Annotated in this window: 19 protein-coding genes; 9 read left to right on the top strand and 10 right to left on the bottom strand. The window is 59.1% G+C overall.

Features of this window, described 5'->3' with window-relative positions:
- Positions 1-16: 16 nt before the first annotated feature.
- From C4S72_RS18825 to ilvA, 3 genes are all read right to left on the bottom strand, one after another.
- Positions 17-1,519, bottom strand: coding sequence for a Na+/H+ antiporter NhaC family protein (locus C4S72_RS18825; protein ID WP_104004717.1), 1,503 nt, complete (start codon positions 1,517-1,519; stop codon positions 17-19).
- An 89-nt stretch (positions 1,520-1,608) separates the two neighbouring features.
- The gene (locus tag C4S72_RS18820; protein WP_104004716.1) at positions 1,609-2,898 is read right to left on the bottom strand and encodes an NAD(P)/FAD-dependent oxidoreductase; all 1,290 of its coding nucleotides are present in this window, start codon (positions 2,896-2,898) and stop codon (positions 1,609-1,611) included.
- A gap of 255 nt (positions 2,899-3,153) precedes the next feature.
- Positions 3,154-4,704, bottom strand: a complete 1,551-nt coding sequence (ilvA, locus tag C4S72_RS18815; RefSeq protein ID WP_268807722.1) for a threonine ammonia-lyase, biosynthetic — start codon at positions 4,702-4,704, stop codon at positions 3,154-3,156.
- Between the two features lie 114 nt (positions 4,705-4,818).
- Here ilvA and rpiA point away from each other — a divergent pair, with 114 nt between their 5' ends.
- Complete coding sequence (gene rpiA, locus C4S72_RS18810; RefSeq protein ID WP_104004714.1) at positions 4,819-5,496, top strand: ribose-5-phosphate isomerase RpiA; 678 nt, start codon at positions 4,819-4,821, stop codon at positions 5,494-5,496.
- Between the two features lie 469 nt (positions 5,497-5,965).
- Here rpiA and C4S72_RS26140 read toward each other — a convergent pair whose 3' ends face one another.
- Positions 5,966-6,088, bottom strand: a complete 123-nt coding sequence (locus C4S72_RS26140; RefSeq protein ID WP_268807721.1) for a hypothetical protein — start codon at positions 6,086-6,088, stop codon at positions 5,966-5,968.
- A 237-nt stretch (positions 6,089-6,325) separates the two neighbouring features.
- On the opposite strand from C4S72_RS26140, the gene C4S72_RS18805 reads away from it, so the two are divergent.
- Positions 6,326-9,493 carry a DUF748 domain-containing protein gene (locus C4S72_RS18805; RefSeq protein WP_104004713.1) on the top strand — a complete coding sequence of 1,056 codons (3,168 nt, stop codon included), beginning with the start codon at positions 6,326-6,328 and terminating at the stop codon, positions 9,491-9,493.
- Here C4S72_RS18805 and C4S72_RS25810 read toward each other — a convergent pair.
- From C4S72_RS25810 to C4S72_RS18795, 3 genes are read right to left on the bottom strand one after another with little or no spacing between them, the layout of a single operon-like run.
- A complete protein-coding gene (locus C4S72_RS25810) occupies positions 9,490-9,645 on the bottom strand; it encodes a hypothetical protein (protein ID WP_160115548.1) in 156 nt (51 codons plus the stop codon). The two genes, C4S72_RS18805 and C4S72_RS25810, sit on opposite strands and share 4 nt — an antisense overlap.
- Positions 9,646-9,664: 19 nt before the next feature.
- Entirely contained in the window at positions 9,665-12,151 is a 2,487-nt protein-coding gene (locus C4S72_RS18800) for an ABC transporter permease (RefSeq protein WP_104004712.1), read from the bottom strand.
- Positions 12,152-12,153: 2 nt separating this feature from the next.
- A complete protein-coding gene (locus tag C4S72_RS18795; RefSeq protein WP_104004711.1) occupies positions 12,154-12,843 on the bottom strand; it encodes an ABC transporter ATP-binding protein in 690 nt (229 codons plus the stop codon).
- A gap of 122 nt (positions 12,844-12,965) precedes the next feature.
- Between C4S72_RS18795 and C4S72_RS18790 the strand changes: the two genes are divergently transcribed.
- Positions 12,966-13,577: an arylesterase gene (locus C4S72_RS18790; protein ID WP_104004710.1), complete on the top strand. Its 612-nt coding sequence runs from the start codon at positions 12,966-12,968 to the stop codon at positions 13,575-13,577.
- A 23-nt stretch (positions 13,578-13,600) separates the two neighbouring features.
- Complete coding sequence (locus C4S72_RS18785) at positions 13,601-14,089, top strand: hypothetical protein (protein ID WP_104004709.1); 489 nt, start codon at positions 13,601-13,603, stop codon at positions 14,087-14,089.
- A gap of 92 nt (positions 14,090-14,181) precedes the next feature.
- On the opposite strand, the gene C4S72_RS18780 is transcribed toward C4S72_RS18785, so the two are convergent.
- Complete coding sequence (locus C4S72_RS18780; protein WP_104004708.1) at positions 14,182-14,763, bottom strand: superoxide dismutase; 582 nt, start codon at positions 14,761-14,763, stop codon at positions 14,182-14,184.
- A gap of 297 nt (positions 14,764-15,060) precedes the next feature.
- Here C4S72_RS18780 and C4S72_RS18775 point away from each other — a divergent pair, with 297 nt between their 5' ends.
- On the top strand, positions 15,061-15,345 hold the full coding sequence (locus C4S72_RS18775; RefSeq protein ID WP_104004707.1) for a hypothetical protein: 285 nt from the start codon (positions 15,061-15,063) through the stop codon (positions 15,343-15,345).
- A 3-nt stretch (positions 15,346-15,348) separates the two neighbouring features.
- Here C4S72_RS18775 and nudE read toward each other — a convergent pair whose 3' ends face one another.
- Positions 15,349-15,906, bottom strand: coding sequence for an ADP compounds hydrolase NudE (nudE, locus tag C4S72_RS18770; protein WP_104004706.1), 558 nt, complete (start codon positions 15,904-15,906; stop codon positions 15,349-15,351).
- 83 nt (positions 15,907-15,989) lie between these two features.
- Here nudE and yrfG point away from each other — a divergent pair, with 83 nt between their 5' ends.
- On the top strand, positions 15,990-16,646 hold the full coding sequence (gene yrfG / locus C4S72_RS18765; RefSeq protein WP_104004705.1) for a GMP/IMP nucleotidase: 657 nt from the start codon (positions 15,990-15,992) through the stop codon (positions 16,644-16,646).
- The gene (gene hslR, locus C4S72_RS18760) at positions 16,643-17,077 is read left to right on the top strand and encodes a ribosome-associated heat shock protein Hsp15 (RefSeq protein ID WP_104004704.1); all 435 of its coding nucleotides are present in this window, start codon (positions 16,643-16,645) and stop codon (positions 17,075-17,077) included. Before yrfG ends, hslR begins: the two co-directional genes overlap by 4 nt.
- Here hslR and C4S72_RS18755 read toward each other — a convergent pair whose 3' ends face one another.
- Entirely contained in the window at positions 17,078-17,869 is a 792-nt protein-coding gene (locus C4S72_RS18755) for a phosphatase PAP2 family protein (protein WP_104004703.1), read from the bottom strand.
- 112 nt (positions 17,870-17,981) lie between these two features.
- Between C4S72_RS18755 and hslO the strand changes: the two genes are divergently transcribed.
- Positions 17,982-18,857 (top strand): Hsp33 family molecular chaperone HslO, encoded by an 876-nt coding sequence (gene hslO / locus C4S72_RS18750; protein ID WP_104004702.1) that lies wholly within the window; start codon positions 17,982-17,984, stop codon positions 18,855-18,857.
- A gap of 181 nt (positions 18,858-19,038) precedes the next feature.
- Complete coding sequence (locus C4S72_RS18745; protein ID WP_104004701.1) at positions 19,039-20,586, top strand: phosphoenolpyruvate carboxykinase; 1,548 nt, start codon at positions 19,039-19,041, stop codon at positions 20,584-20,586.
- Positions 20,587-20,681: the final 95 nt, after the last annotated feature.

Below are 20,681 nucleotides of genomic sequence, written 5' to 3'. Positions count from 1 at the left end.
AAGCAGGGTGGCAGAATCAGGCGAAGGCGTAGCCCAGGCCGATAAACAGCACAAAGGTGAACGCCGCGCCCAGCAGCGCATAGGGGATCTGGGTGAGCGCATGCTGCATCGATGTGCAGCCGGAGCCCTGGGCCGAGAGCACGGTGGAGTCACTGAAGAAGCAGGCGTGGCTGCCAAACGCTGAAGCGGAGAGCAGCGCGCCCACGGTCAGCGGCATCGACATATCCATCACCTGCGCCATCGGAATTACGATTGGCAGCGAGACCACAAACACCCCCCAGCTTGAGCCTGTGGCGAAGACCACCGCCGCCATTACCGCGAACACCAGTGCAGGAAGCAGCTCTTTCGACAGTAGAGGCGTCAGCGCATCGATGATGTAGGGCGTCATGCCGAGCTGGTCGTTCACATCCTTCAGCATAAAACCGGCGCAGACCACGGCGATTGGGTGCAGCATCACCTTGAAGCCATCGAGCATGGAATCCACCAGCTGGCCGAAGTTGAGCAGGTTCTGCCAGTAGTAAAGCACCATGGTGAACAGGGAGGCGGTCAGTGCACCCAGCAGCAGATCGATCTCGTAGTAGACGCTGGCGCCCACCAGCACCGCCATCGGCAGCAGAAAGTTGATCAGACCCACCGTTGGCGAGACCTTCTTGATGTTGGAGGTGTCGAAACCATCGAGGATCACGCCCGGCGGCACCGGCTCACCTTTCTGCGCCCGCGCTTCCGCCTGTTTCATCGCCCCCAGGTTGCCGAGGATGCCGCCGGCCACCAGGAATACCACCAGCAGTGCGATCCAGCCGTAGGCCATAAACGGAATCGAGTCGATATAGAGCGACATCCCCTTGCCGGCTTCGGTGGCGCCGTTCTCCTCCAGCAGCGCGGCAAAGTAGACGGCCCAGGTGGAGATCGGTACCAGGATGCAGACCGGGGCGGCGGTAGAATCCACCAGGTAAGCCAGTTTCTCGCGGGAGATGCGGTACTTGTCGGTGAGGGTTTTCATCGACGCCGACACCGCCAGCGAGTTCAGGTAGTCATCGATAAACACCAGCATGCCCAGCACGCAGGTGGTCAGCATGGTGCCGCGCTTGGTCTTGATCCGGCGCGCCAGGGTCTCGCCGAAGCAGACCACGCTGCCGCCGCGCTCAAGAATATTGATCAACCCGCCCATCATGCCGCAGACCAGTACGATCCAGGCGATGGTCTCGTTCATCACCACGTTGAGCGACAGGTCGCCAAGTCCGGCTACCACCTCGAAAGGGTTCAGCAGCACCAGCCCGGATATGATGCCGGCAAAAATTGCTTCCAGCGCGCGGCGGCTGTAGATGGCGACGCAGAGGGTCAGCAGGGCTGGCAAAAGGCTGACAAAACCGTAGCCTTCCTCGGCGGAATACTGAGTGGAAAGATAGGCGAAACCCACCATGATGACGCAGTAAAAGAGGATCGAACGGGATCTGTTGGACAGCGAATTCCGGCCGCCGGGCTCTATCACCTCGGCGTTAAGGCTAGGATTGGTATTCATTCAGAGGGCCTGTTTATTATTGTCGGGTTTTTAATGGGGCGCGATGCCACACCACCCCGACATTCCGGAGTAGCAGGGCATCAACAGCGTCAGATACCGAGTTTGTCCCGCAGGTTGTAATAAGCCGCACCGATGGCGGTGTAGGGCACGCGCATCATGCGCCCGCCGGGGAAGGGGTATTGCGGCAGGGAAGCGAAGATATCGAAGCGCTCCGCCTGGCCCTGGATTGCGTCCGCCAGTACCTTGCCGGCCAGGTGCGAACAGGTCAGACCGTGGCCGCTGTAGCCCTGCGCATAGTAGATATTGGCGTGGGAGCCGACCCGGCCCAGCTGCGGCAGGCGCATCAGGGTGAGCAGAAAGTTGCCAGTCCAGGCGTAGTCGATCTTCACGCCTTTCAGCTGCGGATAGGTTTTCAGCATCTTCGGCAGAATCAGCGATTCGATCTTGCTCGGCTCGCGGGCACCGTAGGTGACGCCACCACCATAGATCAGGCGGCCGTCGCCGGAAAGACGGAAGTAATCGAGCAGGTAGTTACAGTCTTCTACGCATTGATCCTTGGGTAGCAGTTCGCGCTGCTGCGTCTCACTCAGCGGGGCGGTAGCGATCACCTGAGTACCGCAGGGCATCGCCTTGGCCTGAAGTTTAGGGATCAGGTCACCGAGATAAGCGTTGCCGGCAACCACCAGGAAGTTGGCGGTGACGGCGCCTTTCGGCGTGTGCACTTTAACCTTGTCACCCTCTTCCATCTTCACCGCGGGCGAGCCTTCGTAGATTACGCCGCCCAGGCTTTCCAGCGCTGCGGCTTCGCCCAGCACCAGGTTGAGCGGATGGAAATGACCGCCGGACTTGTCCAGCAGCGCGCCCTTGTAGCGGCTGGAGCCGATATAGTTGCGGGTCTCGGCTTCGCTGAGGAGTTCAAGCTCCTGATGGCCGTGGCTTTCCCAGAGTGCCTTTTTGCCTTTCAGCTCCTCGAACTGCTTGTTGTTGCAGGCCGCAAAGATGCCGCCGTCCTTGAGATCACACTGAATGCTGTAGTCCTTGACCAGGCGGCGGATGATACGGCCGCCCTCGAACGCCATGGCACCCATCGCTTTACCGGTGGCCTGGCCATAGTTGCGCTCGATAAAGTCGATGTCGCGGCTGTAGCTGTGGACGATCTGGCCGCCATTGCGTCCGGAGGCGCCAAAGCCGATACGGGTCGCTTCAAGCACGATAACCTTGAATCCCTTCTCGGCCAGATGCACGGCGGTGGAAAGCCCGGAAAAACCGGCGCCGATGACGCAGACATCGGCCGTGACCTGGCTTTCCAGGGCCGGGCGGATGCTTTTATCGTTGGCAGATGCGGCGTAGTAAGAAGTGGTGTGTGAAAGCTCGGACATGATCTGTTTCGTAACCCTAAACTAAACCCCAGCGTCCGGTCATAAGTCCGGAGTGAGATGTTAACAATCGCCATAGGGGCGACTGGCCATGGTTAAACGATAGATTTTGCGCGGGTTAAAGGGATATACCCTTCAGGGGATATTTTTGCGTGCTTCAGAGGCAGAGCTGGGAGTATCTAGAGAGAATAGAGGGGCAGAGAGAATAAACGCGTAAGAGCCCCGAGACCCGGACGGGCCTCGGGAACAGCAGGCTGTTTAGCCGAGGAACAGTTTGTAAGCGGCGTTATCGGTTTCGTCGAAGTAGGTGTAACCGATCTCTTCGAGGAACTGACCCACCTGGGCATGCTCTGCGGCAGGCACCTGCATGCCGACCAGAACGCGGCCGTAGGCAGCGCCGTGGTTACGGTAGTGGAACATGGAGATGTTCCAGCGGCCGCCCAGCTTGTTAAGGAACTTCATCAGTGCACCCGGGCGCTCCGGGAATTCGAAGCGGTAAACCACCTCGTTATCCACGCTGGCTGGGGCGTGACCGCCCACCATGTAACGCACGTGCAGCTTGGCGGTTTCATCGTCGGTCAGGTCGACCACGTCTTCGATATGCTCGCGCAGCTCGGCCAGCAGCTCTTCACGACCGCCATTGTTGGGCAGAATCTGCACGCCGGCAAAGACGATGGCCTGGCTGTCATCGGAGTAACGGTAGTTAAACTCGGTGATGTTGCGTTTGCCCAGCGCGGCGCAGAACTTCTTGAAGCTGCCGGGCTTTTCCGGGATGCGCGCAGCGATGATCGCCTCACGCTGTTCACCCAGCTCAGAGCGTTCGGCGATATGACGCAGACGGTCGAAGTTGACGTTGGCGCCGGAGTCGATGGCGATCAGCGTGCCGCCTTCGATCCCCTCGCGGGCGACATACTTCTTCAGGCCAGCCACGCCCAGGGCGCCGGCCGGTTCGCAGACGGAGCGGGTGTCGTCGAAGATATCCTTGATGGCGGCGCAGATTTCGTCGGTGCTGACGGTGATCACCTCATCGACGTAATCCTTGGCGATCTCCCAGGTGTATTCACCGATCTGGGCTACGGCCACGCCATCGGCGAAGATGCCGACCTGGTCCAGGGTATCGCGGAAGCCTTTCTCCATCGCCAGCGCCAGGCTTGCCGATTCGTTGGATTCCACGCCGATCACCTTGGTTTCCGGGCGCAGGTATTTAACGTAGGAGGCAATGCCGGCGATCAGACCACCGCCACCGACGGGGACGAAGATCGCATCGATGTGGCCGCTCTCCTGGCGCAGGATCTCCATGCCGATGGTGCCCTGGCCTGCGATCACGTCTGGATCGTCGTACGGGTGCACAAACACCAGGCCTTTCTCTTCCATCAGCTTCTGAGCGTGGGTGCGGGCCTCGTCGAAGGTGTCACCATGCAGCACCGCGCGGCCTCCCAGACGCTTGACGTTGGCGACCTTCACATCAGGAGTGGTCTTCGGCATGACGATGGTCGCCTTGATGCCGAGCCTGCGTGCCGACGCCGCCACGCCCTGGGCGTGGTTGCCGGCCGAGGCGGTAATGACGCCGCGTGCTTTTTCCTCTTCATTCAACTGCGACATCTTGTTGTAGGCGCCGCGAATTTTGAATGAGAACACCGGCTGCTCATCCTCACGTTTGAGGAGAACACGGTTGCCAAGGCGTTCGGACAGACCACGGGCTTCGTCCATCGGCGTTTCACGCGCGATGTCGTAGACCCGGGCTTCGAGGATCTTCTTGATATAACGCTGCATAGGGCACTTCTGATTTGTAGTGGATGCGCATTGCACGCGGAGAATTAAGGTCGAAATGGTATCGGCTGAAACCCCCAGCGTCTATAAGGGGAGCTGAGTGTTGCGTATAATCACGCGTTCATGATCAACCGCGACAGGATCTGACAGGCGATGACCCAGGACGAAATGAAAAAAGCGGTGGCCGAGGCCGCTGTCGAACATATCAAGCCACTGCTGGAAAGCGACACCATTATCGGTGTGGGCACCGGCTCCACAGCCAATCTGTTCATCGATGCCCTGGCGGCGGTGAAAAACCAGTTTGCCGGCGCGGTGGCCAGCTCCGAGGCGACAGCCGAGCGTCTGCGCGGTCACGGTATCGAGGTGTTCGACCTGAACAGCGTCGACCAGCTGGCGGTCTATGTGGATGGCGCCGATGAGTTCGACCCGCATATGAACCTGATCAAGGGCGGCGGCGCTGCGCTGACCCGCGAAAAGATCGTTGCCGCGGTGGCAAAAGAGTTTGTCTGCATCGTCGACAGCAGCAAGAAGGTGGATCTGCTGGGTGAGTTTCCGCTGCCGGTGGAGGTTATCCCCATGGCACGCTCTTATGTAGCCCGTGAACTGGCCAAACTCGGCGGCCTGCCGGTGTATCGCGAAGGCGTTGTCACCGACAACGGTAACGTGATTATCGATGTGCAGGATATGGAGATTCTCGATCCCAAGGCGCTGGAGCAGCAGATCAACAATATCGTTGGTGTCGTCACCAACGGTTTGTTCGCCCGTCGCGGTGCCGACCTGGTGCTGATGGGAACCCCGAACGGGGTGGAAGAGCTGCGCGACTCTCATTGATTCGACAGCAAACAGCTGAAGCCTGTGCCGGGTCGTCATCGCTCCGGTGCAGGTTTTTCAATATCCGTGTAGACCGTCTTTTCCCTGCTTGCTACGCAACAGCGTTTTAAGCCATTCCTGCTGATTCCGCTATCCAGCGGCATCTTTTCGTCCATCCAAACTTAGCTTCTTCTGACCGCTATTCACTATTAGTTTCTGTTCACTTCGCTCGCACTGATCGCCTGATCTATTCCAGCCGTAACCGTGCTGAATCTTATCCACGGAAAAGTCCGGCGATTAACCGTGTTTGATATACCTCAGACCAGGTGGATGCTTTGTTTTTTCGGGAGCAGAGAGGCTATGTCAGGGGCGCAGTGTTAAACGGCGGAGGAAGAGCGGGAGGAGGGAAAGGCTGAGCGTTGCGCGAGTTCGCCGTCCGTCTGGCAAACCCGCAACGCTTCACCAGCTGAGCTGGTTACCACTGAGCTTCTTACCACTGAACCACTTTGGTCAGTACGATGCTCACCGGCATGGTAATCCACAGCATAGCGACCGCGTTGATCAGCAGCCAGCCCCAGCCGGAGGAGTCGCGGAAGTTTTCATCATGTGCCATGACGTTATTCACCCTTTTGAAAAGTATACAAAATATGGTTTCTTAGTATGTGGCCGCATGGAAGTGCAGCAGAAAAGCGGTCAAGATTTTACCAGAGCGCCACGGAGCTTAGTAGCCGACCTTTTGTCGTAGTACGGCAGTGACATAAGCAGTACCGTCAGTCGTATAGCTCTTTGCGCTTTCCGCTATGCTGTATATCGTCATCCTTGGATTGAAGGTTAGCAGGAGTAACGCCCCATGAAATGGATTGCCTGGTTGGTGGGAATTGTCCTGACGGTAACGCTGACATTTCATGCACTGCCCTATGTCGTGCGTGACCAGGTGGTCATCTGGCTTCGTGCCCAGGGGGTGGAGGATGCCCGCTTCAAGGCGCTGACGGTCAACTGGTTCAGCGGCGAGGTGATTATCGAGGGACTCAAGGCCCGGCGCGAAGGTCACTATCCGCTGGATATCGACCGCTTCCGTGCCGCCATCGATTATGGCGACCTGTTCGACAAAAAGATTCACCTGCTACCGCTGGAGGTGGAGGGAGTGCGTTCCGGCTTCGTCTACACCCTTGAAGAGCAGTGGTTGGGGCCCTTGAACCTGGCGGAGCTGATGCCGCCGGCGGATGAAACTCAAGAGCCCGAAACCGACGAGAATGACGCGCCGTCTGGCTGGAGCGTCGGCCTCGATGCGCTGTCGCTGGATAACATCGACTGGCGCCTGCAACTGTTCAAGCAGGAACATCATCTGGAGCTGGACCAGCTGCAGCTTGGCGGCCTGTTTTTCTGGCAGCCCCAGGAACCCACCGCACTGATTCTGCATGGCCGCATCAACGATGCCCCCTTCAATATCGATTCCAGCGCCCTGCCGCTGCCGGCAGACAAGCGCGCCGATCTGGCCCTGAAGCTGGAAAACCTGCCGGTGCACGCGCTGGTGGCGCAGTTTGTTCCCCAACTGGAGTCGGGCACCATCAGTGCCGATCTGAAGCTGGGCAGTGAGCTGGCTGGTGACAGCATTCATATCACGCCTAACGGCACTATCAGTATCAGTGACTTCAGCTGGCAGGACGAGAATCTGAGTTTTAAAACCCCGTCGCTGACCTTTGATGGCGGAGTGGAGTTGAGCCTGCAGGCGCTGAGTCCGGCCAATATCGCCGTCGGTGCGCGGGTGGCTCTTGCCGAGGGGGCATCGCTGACTCAGGGAACACAGCAGATCGATCTGGGTGGCCTGAAGTGGGATGGCAAGGTAGACCTGGATCTGACCCGCGAGGGGCCGCTGAATCTGGGCGTTGCCGGTTCTCTGGATGCGCAGCGGCTCGCCCTGGCGATGACCGGCGAGACGCCTCTATCACTGAATTTCGGCCAGCTCGGCTGGCAGGGTGACAGCGATATTCAGATTGGCAGGGATGAGACCCTGGCGGTGAATGTGCAGGGTGCAAACCGGCTGCAGTTGGCTGATCTGGCGCTGCAGCAGGGTGATGCACTGTCGCTGGGCCTGGCTTCTGCCGACTGGCAGGGCGATACCCAGGTGCAGGTCAGCGGCGGCGAAACCACGAAGGTAGATCTGCAGGGGCAGAACAAGCTGGCGCTCGCCTCTTTGAAACTGCAGCAGGACGATGCGCTGTCGCTGGGCCTGGCTTCTGCCGACTGGCAGGGCGATACCCAGGTGCAGGTCAGCAGTGGTGAAATCACGAAGGTAGATCTGCAGGGGCAGAACAAGCTGGCGCTCGCCTCTTTGAAACTGCAACAGGGCAGTGCGCTGTCGTTGGCCCTGAGCAAAGCGGATCTTTCCACGGCGCTGACCTCGGAGGCGCTGAACAGCTGGAACCTGTCTGGCACCCAGCTTAACCTCAGCGGCATCGAGCTGAACCAGGGCGGCGCCATGCAGGTCGCTCTGGATAACCTGACTACCAGCGCCGATGCAAGCTATGCCATCGATAGCGGCAAACTGGCGCTGACTGCGCCGCAACTGTCTTTGGGCGCCGCCAAGGTGCAGGCGGGCGGTAAACCGCTGGCCGCGCTGAATTCGATACAGCTGAACAGCCTGAATGTGGCGATGCCCCTGAAGGTGGGCCTGGGCTCGGCCCAGGTGTCTGGTCTTAGCCTGGCCAGTACCCAGGCCGGGGATCCGCTGCTCTCCATGGCGGGAATTAGCCTCAATAAACTGGCGTTGGATCAGGCCGGTGTGCAGATCGACGCCATCGAAGCGGATGGACTGAACGCTGCTCTCAATCTTGATGAGCAGATGCAGCCGGAGGATATCCAGGCGTTGCAGCTGCAGCTGGCGTCTCTTTCCGGCGCAGACACCCAGGGTGGTACCGATTCCGGCGCAGAAAAACAGTCTGCTGCTGATCCCTTCCATGTGCGTGTTGGCCGCATCGGTCTCGCGGGTGAGAGTCATTTCAAACTGTCGGATCGGTCGGTCAATCCTGCCTACAAAATGGATATGGCGATCAACCAACTATCGCTGACCAACCTGGATACTCAGAGCAGTGAACAGAGCGAATTCGGTCTCAGTGGCGTGATTAACCGTTTTGCAAAGCTTGAAGCCCAAGGGGCAGTGAACCTGCTGGCGTCTCCCCGCAGCGGCCACTGGACAGTAAACCTGGATGATGTGCAGCTTCCCGCTGTGAGCCCCTACAGCATCAAGTACACCGGCTATTACCTGCAGAGTGGCCAGCTCAACCTCGCCATGGAGGGAACCCTGGATGAGGATCAACTGGACGGTAAAAACCATATCCGCATCAACCGCCTGACCGTGGATCCGGTGGATCAGGAGCAGATCGGCGAGTTCCAGGAGACAATAAGTCTGCCGCTGGAAACGGCGATCTCGGTGCTGCAGGACGACGATGAAAACATCGACCTGGATGTGCCGATCAGCGGTTCGCTGAATGATCCCTCGTTCGATTACCAGAGCGTCATCAACCGGGTGCTGGGGAATAGCGTCAAGCAGGGGGTGATGACGTACCTGGTGCAGGCGCTGCAGCCCTACGGTGCGCTGATTACGTTGGCGGAAACCGCCATCGATGCCAGTAAGACGGGCTCGTTTATCAACCTGGAGCCGGTAGCGTTCGCCGCTGGTGAGGCGGAACTGAGTGGTGATGGCGGCGATTATCTGGATCAACTGGCCGGATTGATGGCCGAGCGAGGCGGGCTGCGACTGAACCTCTGTGGCGTCACTGTGGCGGCTGATCGCCAGGCAGTTGGCGAGGTGCAGAACGTGGAAAACGGCAAGCGCACCAAGCCGTTGGAGGGTGAGGAGCTGGCGGCGGAATTGAGTGATCTGCTGCGTCAGCTGGCGCAGGCTCGTTCAGAGGTACTCAAGGAGCGCCTGCAGCAGAAGGTCGAAGCAGACCGCCTGTTCCTCTGTTATCCACAGATCGACCAGGATGGCGAACCGCGTGTGGATTTGTCGCTCTAGTCCACGTCGCGCAGATCTGAATGCCCCGTGTGCCAGACTTCATCGGTGCGAGGCGCGCCTCCTACCCGGTAATTACCCAGAGTAGGAGCGACGCCCTCGTCGCGATCACCCGCGGTGGCTGTAAATACCCCCGTGCCGGATGCAATCGGCACGGGGGCATTCCTTTCTACATCAGCTCTGTGAGCGCAGCAGTCGGTAACACTGATCCAGTCGCAGCGGGCGACGGATCAGGAAGCCGGTAGCCACGAAAAACAGCGATGCCAGCGCCGGCAGGCTGATCCAGAGCCAGGGGTGCAGCTTGGGCTCTACATCCAGTAGCTGAACGTGCAGCCCGGCCAGGGTGATCTCCGAGGCGACTCCAGCCAGTACACCGCACACCAGCCCCAACAGCAGGAACTCCAGCAGATCCAGACGTCTCGTCTGTTCACCGCTGGCGCCCAGCGTCTGCATCAAGGCGGACTCAAAGCGGCGTTGTTCCAGCGCCTGCAGCAGGGTCACCGCCATCAGAATCAGCCCGCAGAGCAGCGTCAGCGCCAGGATCATCGCCGAGCTGTCACCCAGGCGTTTCAGCCAGGTGCCGAGCTGTGCCAGCAGCTGGTCGATATCGATCAGCGTCAGTGACGGGAAGTCGCGCAGCATCTCGGTGGCCAGCTGTTTGCGTTCGCCTTCAAGTCGGAAGCTGGTGATCCAGGTACCGGGGTAGTTTTCCAGCGCACCTGGGCTGAAGATCACGTAGAAGTTGGGTCGGAACGAGGTCCATTCCACACCGCGGATACTGGTGATCTCGGCTGAGACCTGCTGGCCACCGATATCGAAGCCAAGGCTGTCGCCTAGCTCCAGCCCCAGGTCTTCCATCATGTCCTGCTCGACGGAGATCTGCGGTCTGTCCGGTGTGGTTTCCCACCACTGGCCGGCCAGCAGCTCGTTATGCTCCGGCCTGTCGCGGGTCCAGCTCAGGTTCAGTTCACGCCTCAGGGTGTTGTTCTGCAGCTGCTCCTCGGTCAGCTGGGGCCGGATCGGTTCGCCGTTGAGCTCGTTCAGGCGACCGCGGATCATCGGATAGAGGGTGCTGTCGATACTGTTATCCTGCAGGAACCCATCCAGATCCGGCTTCTGCCAGGGCTGGATATTGATCACGAAGAAGTTTGGCGTGTCGGTGGGGAACTTAGCGCGCCACTCCGACAGCAGATCGGCGCGACTGACCCAGACCACTGCCAGCAGCGTGAGCAGCAGCACGATCACCGCCGACTGCAGTCGGTGCCATTTGCGCTGTTGGCGCAGACGCAGGCGCAGCAGGCGCCCGAGCAGCAGCTTGCCGGCCATGGGCTCGGCCAGTTTCTCCAGCAGGAACTGGGCGATATAGCCGAACACCAGTCCGCCGATCACCAGCAGGCCCAGCAGGATTAACGCCGCCGCCGGCGCCTGCAGGAACAGCAGCAGCGTCACCGCCAGAATCACCAGGCAGCTGGCCTGCAGCACGCGGGCGCGTCTGTCCTGGGGCGGCGTATCGCCGCGCAGCAGGTGGGCCACCGGAATGCGTGCCAGTGAAAGCACCGGTGGCAGTCCTAGCAGTATCAGCATCACCAGGCCCAGGGCAGCGCCGCTGAACCAGGTGTAAAACGCGGGATCCGGCAGGCGCTGCGGCAACAGGTTGATCAGCCAGGACTGCACCAGTCCATCCACCAGAGCCGCAATAGCAGTACCGATGAGTGCCAGTAAACCCCAGGCGAACAGCAACTGGTAGAGATAAACGCGCACCAGCTGCGCGGGATTAAGGCCCAGGTTCAGCAGCAGCGCACTGCGGGTGAACTGCTTCTGGCTGAAGCGTCGCAGGCTCAGCAGGATGGTCAGTGCTGACAGCAGCAGGGCGGTCAGTGCCGAGAGTTTCAGGTAGGCGAGGGCGTTGCCCAGCGCATTACCGGTGACCGGCTGGTCGGTTTGCAGGGCCAGCAGGCGTTCGTAGTCGGCCAGCGAAGGGCGCAGCTGTGCATCCAGTGCGGCGATCTGCTCCTTGTCGCCGGACATCAGCACGCGGAAGCTGGCACGGCTACCCGGTGCGAGGACGCCGGTGGCTTCCAGGTCGGCACGGTCGATGATGATATGTGGGCTGAAACTGCGAAAACCGGTGCCTCGATCCGGTGAGCTGATCAGCTCCGCACTGACGGTAAATTCGCTGTAGCCGAGCTGCAGCCGGTCGCCAATCTCCAGTCCCAACTGGCTCATCACCCGGGCTTCTATCCAGACATTGCCGGAAGCGGGAAGGTCGCTGGTGTGGGCGGGCTCGGTAATGATCTCGCCACGCAGGGGATAGGGCGGGTCGGCGGCCCGAACCGATACCAGCATCGGTGGTGTCTCTTCACCGGCGTCCGGGTTGGATACCATGCTCGGGAACTGCACCACCTGGGTGCTGGTGACATCGTTGGCTGCGATCTCCTGCAGACGTTCATCGCTGAGAGGGCGGCCGCTGCTCAGGACCAGGTCGGCGCCGAGCAGGTTGGCGCTCTCGCGCAGCAGACCGCGCTCCAGCCGGTCGCCCAGTAGAGTCAGCAGGGTGGTCAGGGTGATGGCGATCAGCGTAGCCAGCAGCAGCGCCCGCCACTCGGTGGTGCGCAGTTGGGTTTTAAGCTGGCGCAGGGCCAGCCGGGGGAGCAGGTTCATGATTACTCCTCCGTCAGCTGACCGTTATGCAACCTCACACGCCGCTGGCAGCGTGCGGCCAGCTCCGGGTCGTGGGTGATCAGAATCAGTGTCGTACCCTGCTGCTGGTTCAGGCTGAACAGCTGCTCGATGATACGGCCGCCGGTCTCTTCATCCAGGTTGCCGGTGGGTTCATCAGCAAACAGCAGGGCCGGCTGGGTGGCGAAGGCGCGGGCGATGGCCACGCGCTGCTGTTCGCCGCCGGAGAGCTGCGACGGATAGTGGTCGGTGCGCTCTCCCAGCCCTACCTGTTCAAGCCAGCGCTTTGCCTCTTTTTCCGGGTTGGTGCTGCCGCGGATCTCCAGCGGCAGGCGCACGTTATCCAGTGCGGTCAGCTCCGGCAGCAGATGGAATGACTGAAAAATAAAGCTGACCTTGCTGGCGCGCAGCTCCGCGCGCTGGCGGTCGTCCAGCTTTTCCATCGCTTGGCCGTCGATGCTGACACTGCCATGAGTCGGGGTGTCCAGCCCGGCCAGCAGGCTCAGCAGGGTGGATTTACCCGCGCCGGAGCGGCCGATCACCGCCAGACTTTCGCCGCGAGGTACGTTGAGGTTCAGTTCTTCGAACAGGGCAACGCGTCCCGCCTCGGTGTCGAAGTGCTTGCTGATTGCCCGCGCTTCGATCATCGACGGGCTCGGGTTAGACTGGTCCATATCTCTCCTTGGATGGCGTATCACTGCCAGTACGGCGAATTCGTCTGAATGGATTTGGAACACTGAACGATCAGAAGGTTCTAAACGTATCGATCCAGAGACTAATCGAAGGAAGTCATGCAATGCGTACACTGCTGTTTTTGTTGCTGATCTTAACAAGCCCGGTCAGCTTTGCCTCGATGCTGGTGCTGGGTGACAGCCTGGCCGCCGGCTACGGTATCGATGAGGAGAAGGGCTGGGTCAACCTGATGCGCGGCCGGCTGCAAAACAACGGCTATACGCTGGAGGTGGTGAACGCCAGCGTCAGCGGCGAAACCACCAGCGGTGGGTTGTCGCGCCTGCCGGCGTTGCTGGAGACCCATCAGCCGTCACTGGTGCTGATCGAACTGGGCGCCAACGACGGCCTGCGTGGCACGCCGCTCAACATTGTGCGTGGCAATTTGGAACAGCTGGTTGAGCTGTCCCGCGCCTCGGGCGCCGAGGTGCTGATGATCGGTAACCGCCTGCCGCCCAATTACGGCCCGCAATATACCCAGGCGTTTTTTAGTCTGTTTGCAGAAGTGGCCGGAGAAAAACAGACTGCCCTGGTACCCTTCCTGCTGGATGGCGTCGCCAGTGACTGGGATCTGATGCAGGACGATGGCTACCACCCGAAAGCCAACGCTCAGGCGAAAATACTCGATACGGTCTGGACCGGGTTGGAGCCGATTTTGGATGAGACAAGGTCGAAGTAATTTTATTCTGAGTGGGCGCAGGAATGACGGATCAGACGCTGAATGGGATTCAGGTAAACGGTGTCGGTTACTCGGTTGTCAGTGTTGAACCCGGGGTGTTTTCGCCCTGGGATTACGGCATTGAACCGGAGAGTGTCTGTTCATCCAACTGGTCGGGGTATGTGGCCGGCTATGAGGTCGTCGAGGATCTACTCAGACTATCCTCGTTAAGTGTTGGCTGGTCGCCACCGCGAAAAAGGCCCAAGAGCCAGCAGTTGGCGCCTGATGACCCGCTGTGGATACTGGACGATTGGGATCCAGTGCCCTTGCCCGCGCTGAACGGTGTAGAGCCGGAATCGATCGGCAGCGGCTATATGCATTATGCCGATCTGGCTATGCCGCTGGACTACAGTGGTCGCATTCTCGGTTGTAGCGGTGACCCAGACTCGCCTCTTCCGGGTGAGTGTCAGGTATTTACCTTTGAATCTGGCAGGTTGGTCGAGGTTGTTGAGTCCAGCTGGAGCGGTCCCTAGGAGCTGCTTTAAGCCGATGTCGGCGCATTGAGGTAGGTTTTGAGCACAAAAAAAGCGCCCGCAGGCGCTTTTTTTCGATGGGACGATAACGATTAAGCGAAGTTTTCGTTCGCGAAGTCCCAGTTTACCAGCGCCCAGAAACCTTTCAGGTAGTCCGGACGTACGTTGCGGTAGTCGATGTAGTAAGCGTGTTCCCACAGGTCAACGGTCAGCAGTGCTTTCTGGCCGTTGGTCATCGGAGTACCGGCGTTGCTGGTGTTAACGATTTCCAGGGAACCGTCGCTGTTCTTGACCAGCCAGGTCCAGCAGGAAGCGAAGTTGTTAACAGCCTTGTCGTTGAACTCTTCCTGGAACTTCTCGAAAGAACCCCACTTGGCGTTGATCGCGTCAGCGATGGCACCGGTCGGAGCGCCGCCGCCGTTCGGGGACAGGGAGTACCAGTAGAAGGTGTGGTTCCAGATCTGAGCGGCGTTGTTGAAAACAGGGCCGGCCGGAGCGCTGGTGATGATCTCTTCCAGAGTTTTGCCTTCGAACTCGGTGCCCGGAACCAGGCCGTTCAGCTTGGTCACGTAGGTGTTGTGGTGCTTGCCGTGGTGGAACTCCAGAGTCTCAGCTGAGATATGCGGTTCCAGAGCGTCCTTTGCGTATGGCAGTGCAGGCAGTTCAAAGCTCATATTGTTTCACCTTATTTGTTTGACAGGTTTTCGAAAGTCACTGTTCGATTCCGGAGGCTGGCATTCAGTTCCGGGATCCCAGGATCAACTTCCTAGCATAAAACTGGGTTTTCCCATCTGGGTATGCCCTTTGGGTCACCCCCGGCGGTTTTTCGATCATACCACCCTTGTGGGTCAGTATCATGGCACAGTCTGTGGTGCTATTCGGTACGTCTCTGCGACTAATAGATAGCTGGAACTGCGCCTTTCTCTCCCTAAAATGGGGGCTCTGATAATAATTACAAGGCGTATGGACTGATGGGCAAGGTGTTTTTATGGATGGGGGTGGTTCTGTTTGCGATCTACCTGGTGAAATCACAGTTTCTGAATTCGAAGACCTGGACGCCGTTCCGCGATGGCTGCCTCGTATCGGAAAACGCCACTGAAGCGCAGTGCAACTGTCTGGCCGACTATGTGCACGAACGCTTCAGCGACCAGGATGTGCAGCGCATGATGGATAACCAGATCACCGATCCGGTTTTCGCCCAGAAGGTCAACAGCACCGTGGTTGCCGGCACATTGGCGTGCCGTAACCCAGGCTAGGTTTCAGCTGATATCGGCTTGCTGCTGCAGATACAGGCGGGCCAGAAACAGGCCCGCTATGGCGCGACCTTCGGCGAAGTCATCCCGGGTCACCAGCCGCTCTATATCGTCGAATGGCCAGGTCACCCGCTCCAGCGGTTCCGGCTCGTCTCCGGGCAGAACGCTGGGGTAAAGATCGCGCGCCAGAATCACGTTGATACTGTGGCCCATGTAGTTGGGCGCAGCGCTGATATTTTTCAGTAGCACCAGGTTGCGCGCGCCGAATCCGACCTCTTCCTGCAGCTCCCGGTTGGCCGCTTCCAATGCGGTTTCACCCGGGTCGATCAGCCCCTTGGGCAGGGTCAGAATATAGTCATCCAGGCCCGCCGCGTATTCGCGGATCAGCTGGACGTTGTTGTCCTCATCCAGAGCCACCACCATAACGGCGCCATGCCCCCGCGTGGCGAGCCGTTCGAACTGTCGCTCTTCACCGTTACTGAATCTCAGGTCCACCGCTTCGACGTGGAACAGGCGGCTGTCGGCGACCGGCGTTACCTTCAAAATCTCGGGCTTTCGGGGCATACTCTTCAATCCGTTTTGGGGAAGCTGGATAGTGTAGTCATAGCTTCCTTAGTCTATCCCATCCATGCGAGTGTTCCCTGATTATGCTGGATTGGCAAGCCGTTGATACCGTAATGCTGGATATGGACGGTACCCTGTTGGATCTGCACTTTGACTCCCATTTCTGGCTTGAATTCCTGCCCCGGCGCTATGCCGAGATTCACGGCCTGGATCCGGAGGAAAGCCGCGCACCTTTGATCAAGAGGATCATGTCCGAGCGCGGCTCCCTGAACTGGTACTGTCTCGATTACTGGAGCGAGCAGCTCGAAGTGCCGATCGCCGAGCTGAAACGGGAGATCGCTGACCGTATCGGCTACCGTCCCGGGGTAGAGCTGTTTCTCGAGCGGCTGCGCGCCAGTGGCCGGCGTACGCTGATAGTGACCAACGCCCATCGCGACAGCCTCAACCTGAAGATCGAGAAGACCAGTATCGACCAGCAGGTGGATCGGGTGATCTGCTCCCATGACTTCGGTCTGCCCAAGGAAGATGTCCGCTTCTGGGCTAAGCTTCAGGAGGTGGAGCCGTTCAACCCGCAACGCACACTGTTTGTCGATGACAGTCTGCCGGTGCTGGAGTCTGCCCGCCGTTTCGGTATTAAACACCTGCTTTGCATCACCACGCCGGACAGCCAAATGCCGGGTCGGGTGATAGAAGGCTTTGACGCTACAGATGACTTTTCCGAGGTAATGCCACCCCTATGAGCAAGCAGTCTCATAACGACAGTTCACACCATGACAAGTCACACCAGGACCATTCACATCATGAGAAGGTCCGCCTGGATAAATGGCTCTGGGCCGCCCGTTTCTACAAAACCCGCGCCATCGCCAAGGCGATGATCGAGGGCGGCAAGGTCCATTACGACGGCCAGCGCGCCAAGTGCAGCAAGATGGTTGAGGTAGGCGCCCAGCTGCAGATCCGTCAGGGCAACGAAGAGAAAACCGTTGAGGTGATCGCTCTGTCGGACCAGCGTCGCGGCGCGCCCGAAGCACAGAAGCTGTACCGCGAAACCGAAGACAGCATCAAGGCACGTGAGGCGTTCGCCCAGGCGCGTAAAGAGACAGGCAGCGGCCCGGATCACCGGCCCAACAAAAAGAGCCGGCGCGAGCTGCTGCGTATAAAGGGGCACTTCTGATCAGCGCGTGGCGTTGAAAAACGCCAGCCGGCCCAGCAGCGGCAACTTGCCGCACAGCCGGAACAGGGGAGCAAACAGGCTGAGCACCAGCAGGTTTATCCTGTGTGCCAGCGGCGAGGCAAAGGCCCAGCTCAGGGTCGTCAGCGCCATGGCAAGGCCACCGACAGCCACGTCTGCCAGCCAGTGAGCGCCACCGATCAGGCGCGGCAGAATCAGCAGCAGGGTAAGCAGGCTGATCAGTAACGCGGTGACTTTACGTCGCGTGTGCCACAACAGGAAGCCAAACCAGATCAGCAGTACGCTGGCGTGGTCACCGGGAAAACTGCTCGATGCGTGATCCTTGGCGGGAATCGAGGGGCGCAGCTCGGAAAACAGGAATGACGGGCTCAGTGCCAGCGAGGGGCTGTCGCCGCTGAGGCCGTAATGCACGGTGACCTGGTTCAGCAGTGCCCTGGCGGGCAGCATGATGATCATCAGCGTCAAAAAGCCACAGAACGCCGGCTGCAGCTTTTCTTTTCTGATCGCCAGCGGAAATACCAGGAAGCAGATCATCAGCAGCCCGGTCAACAGATCAAGCTCACGGGTGTTCATCCAGGCCCAGAACCAGGTCCAGGCGCCGTTATCGGCCAGGGTGCTGTTCAGCAGGTAAAAGACCCGGGCACCGGCATCCTGCCAAAGGTTGTAGCCGCCGGGCAGCACGTAGCTGATCAGGGCGAGCGCAGAAATTAGGTGGCCTACAATCAGAGCGGGCCAGTTCCATCCAGTGGAAAAAACGGTTTTTGGGGTGATCATTGAATACTCAATCGGCTAGAATCAGCGCCCTATTTTAACACTCCCGTCATCTGGCTTCATTCTGGCGGGGTGGCGTTCTAATTGCTGCGGTGCGCAGGTGAGCAGGTGATAAGTGAGTAATAGCGACCAGATTCAACGTATCCTTTTTGATGACATCGATGTGCGTGGCGCCGTGTCCCGCGTCGAGGACTGCTATCAGGAAGTACTCTCCCGCGCCAACTATCCGGCCGTAATTGAGCGTGTGCTTGGAGAGATGCTGGCCGCGGTCAGCCTGCTCAGCACCAACCTAAAGTTCGAAGGCCGTCTGATGCTGCAGGCGGCGGGGGAGGGTTCCCTGCGTGTGCTGATGGCGGAGTGCAGCCATCACCAGAACCTGCGTGCGATCGCCCGTTACGACGGCGATATCGACAATGATGCCACGTTCAATGAATTGCTGGTGAACGGCCGTCTGGCGCTGACCATCGAGCCGGATAATGGCCGTCGTTACCAGGGCGTAATCCCGCTGGAAAAACCGACCCTGGCCGGTTGCCTGCAGGATTACTTCCGTCAGTCCGAGCAGCTCTCCACCAGCATCCAGCTGGTTGCCGATGGCAAACGCGCCGCTGGCCTGCTGCTGCAGGTGTTGCCGGCATCCGATTCGGGCGATGCAGACTGGCAGCATATCAACACCCTGGCGCATACGCTGAAGGGCGAGGAACTGCTGGAGCTGGATAATGAAACCATGCTCTACCGGCTCTTCCACGAAGAAAACTGCCGTCTCTATGATCCCGATCCGCTCAAGTTCCACTGTGACTGCAGCCGCAGCCGCAGCGCCGAGGCATTGAAGATGATGACCGAGGAGGAGTTGCTCGAGGTGGCCGAGGAGCACGGTGGCGTGATCGAAGTCAGTTGCCATTTCTGCAACGAACTTTATCGCTTTGACGAGGCAGACGTCCGTGCACTCTTCCACGACGCCGGCCAACTGGATGATACGGACAATCTGCACTGACCGTCATAGCGGCGGCTGCGGGGTTTTGGAGGGTAAGTTTTGCGGGTTATCCTCGGTTAGAACTTATGCGATAATTATGGGTTCTATACATAATTAAAGCGGGGCCTAACCCGCTAATAAAAACTACTAAGTCTTCTATTGCTTTCAGGTAAATTGGCGCGGAGCCAAGGGAATCAGGGTAATGACCAAAGAAACCGTCACTAATGTACACGTGAATCCCAGCCCGGCTGAGCTGGTCGAGCTGGCGATTGCACGCAACGAAGGTGTTCTGGCGGACACCGGCGCACTAGTCGTCAAAACCGGTAAACGTACTGGCCGTTCGCCGATGGATCGCTTCATCGTCGAAGAGCCCAGCACTGCTGACTCTATCGATTGGGGCAACATCAACCGCCCGTTCAACGCCGATAAGTTCGACGCCCTCTGGGATCGCGTTGAAGCCTATCTGGCTGATCAGGAACACGTTGTGTCTAACGTGCATGTTGGCGCCGATCCGAGCCACTACCTGCCGGTGAAGATGACTACCCAGACTGCCTGGCAGAACCTCTTTGGTCTGAACCTGTTTATCCGCCCCCACGAATTCAACCCGAAAGGCAAGGAAGAGTGGCAGATCCTCAACGCTGCAGGTTTCGAATGCGAACCCGAGCGTGACGGCACCAACTCCGATGGCTGCGTTATCCTGAACTTTGCCAAGCGCAAGGTCCTGATCGCCGGTATGCGTTACGCCGGTGAAATGAAGAAAGCGATGTTCTCCGTGCAGAACTTCCTGCTGCCGGAAAAAGACGTGCTGCCGATGCACTGCTCCGCCAACATCGGTGAAGACGGTTCCACCACCCTGTTCTTTGGCCTTTCCGGTACCGGCAAGACCACTCTGTCCGCAGATCCTGAGCGTTACCTGATCGGCGACGACGAGCACGGCTGGGGCAAGGGCGTGGTGTTCAACCTGGAAGGTGGTTGCTACGCCAAGACCATCAACCTGAGCAAGAAGAATGAGCCGATCATCTGGGACGCGATCCGCTTTGGTTCCATCGTTGAAAACGTACACCTGGATGAGAAGCGTCACGCGGATTACAACGATACGCACCTGACCGAAAACGGTCGTTGCGCTTACCCGCTGGACCACGTTGAGAAGCGTTCCGCTACCAACATGGGCGGCGAGCCTGATTCCATCGTATTCCTGACCTGCGACCTGACTGGCGTACTGCCGCCGGTATCCGTACTGACCAAGGAAGCGGCTGCGTACCACTTCCTGTCCGGTTACACCGCGCTGGTTGGCTCTACCGAAATGGGCTCTGGCGGTGGTATCAAGTCCACCTTCTCCACCTGCTTCGGCGCGCCGTTCTTCCCGCGTCCGGCTCACGTATACGCCGATCTGCTGATCAAGCGTATCGAAGAGTTTGGTTCCCGCGTATTCCTGGTCAACACCGGCTGGACCGGCGGCTCCTACGGTACCGGCGAGCGTTTCAGCATCCCGACCACTCGCGGCATCATCAGTGCTATCCAGAGCGGTGCGCTGAACAACTGCGAAACCCAGCACCTGCCGGGCATTAACCTGGCTGTACCGACCTCTGTACCGGGCGTTGACAGCAAACTGCTGAACCCGCGCGATACCTGGGCTGATCCGGCTGCCTACGATGCAGCTGCGGCTGAACTGATTGCCAAATTCACCGGTAACTTCGAGAAGTTCGACGGCGTATCTGAAGCGATCAAGAGCGCCGGTCCGCAGAACTGATTGCTGGCTCCCGGCTATAAAAAACGCCCCGTCTGAGACGGGGCGTTTTTGTTTCTGGCGTTTCTGTTCAGTACCGCTGCTGATCGCAGGAGCGG

The sequence above is a fragment of the Marinobacterium lutimaris genome (assembly GCF_900108065.1).
Classification (GTDB): domain Bacteria; phylum Pseudomonadota; class Gammaproteobacteria; order Pseudomonadales; family Balneatricaceae; genus Marinobacterium_D; species Marinobacterium_D lutimaris.
This window is presented reverse-complemented; position numbering and strand designations above follow the sequence as displayed.

What these genes read in the sequence shown, in the direction of transcription:
- C4S72_RS18825 (WP_104004717.1), bottom strand. Translation starts at nt 1,519, where the DNA reads ATGAATACCAATCCTAGCCTTAACGCCGAGGTGATAGAGCCCGGCGGC.
- C4S72_RS18820 (WP_104004716.1), bottom strand. Translation starts at nt 2,898, where the DNA reads ATGTCCGAGCTTTCACACACCACTTCTTACTACGCCGCATCTGCCAAC.
- rpiA (WP_104004714.1), top strand. Translation starts at nt 4,819, where the DNA reads ATGACCCAGGACGAAATGAAAAAAGCGGTGGCCGAGGCCGCTGTCGAA.
- C4S72_RS26140 (WP_268807721.1), bottom strand. Translation starts at nt 6,088, where the DNA reads ATGGCACATGATGAAAACTTCCGCGACTCCTCCGGCTGGGGCTGGCTG.
- C4S72_RS18805 (WP_104004713.1), top strand. Translation starts at nt 6,326, where the DNA reads ATGAAATGGATTGCCTGGTTGGTGGGAATTGTCCTGACGGTAACGCTG.
- C4S72_RS18800 (WP_104004712.1), bottom strand. Translation starts at nt 12,151, where the DNA reads ATGAACCTGCTCCCCCGGCTGGCCCTGCGCCAGCTTAAAACCCAACTG.
- C4S72_RS18795 (WP_104004711.1), bottom strand. Translation starts at nt 12,843, where the DNA reads ATGGACCAGTCTAACCCGAGCCCGTCGATGATCGAAGCGCGGGCAATC.
- C4S72_RS18790 (WP_104004710.1), top strand. Translation starts at nt 12,966, where the DNA reads ATGCGTACACTGCTGTTTTTGTTGCTGATCTTAACAAGCCCGGTCAGC.
- C4S72_RS18785 (WP_104004709.1), top strand. Translation starts at nt 13,601, where the DNA reads ATGACGGATCAGACGCTGAATGGGATTCAGGTAAACGGTGTCGGTTAC.
- C4S72_RS18780 (WP_104004708.1), bottom strand. Translation starts at nt 14,763, where the DNA reads ATGAGCTTTGAACTGCCTGCACTGCCATACGCAAAGGACGCTCTGGAA.
- C4S72_RS18775 (WP_104004707.1), top strand. Translation starts at nt 15,061, where the DNA reads ATGGGCAAGGTGTTTTTATGGATGGGGGTGGTTCTGTTTGCGATCTAC.
- nudE (WP_104004706.1), bottom strand. Translation starts at nt 15,906, where the DNA reads ATGCCCCGAAAGCCCGAGATTTTGAAGGTAACGCCGGTCGCCGACAGC.
- yrfG (WP_104004705.1), top strand. Translation starts at nt 15,990, where the DNA reads ATGCTGGATTGGCAAGCCGTTGATACCGTAATGCTGGATATGGACGGT.
- hslR (WP_104004704.1), top strand. Translation starts at nt 16,643, where the DNA reads ATGAGCAAGCAGTCTCATAACGACAGTTCACACCATGACAAGTCACAC.
- C4S72_RS18755 (WP_104004703.1), bottom strand. Translation starts at nt 17,869, where the DNA reads ATGATCACCCCAAAAACCGTTTTTTCCACTGGATGGAACTGGCCCGCT.
- C4S72_RS18745 (WP_104004701.1), top strand. Translation starts at nt 19,039, where the DNA reads ATGACCAAAGAAACCGTCACTAATGTACACGTGAATCCCAGCCCGGCT.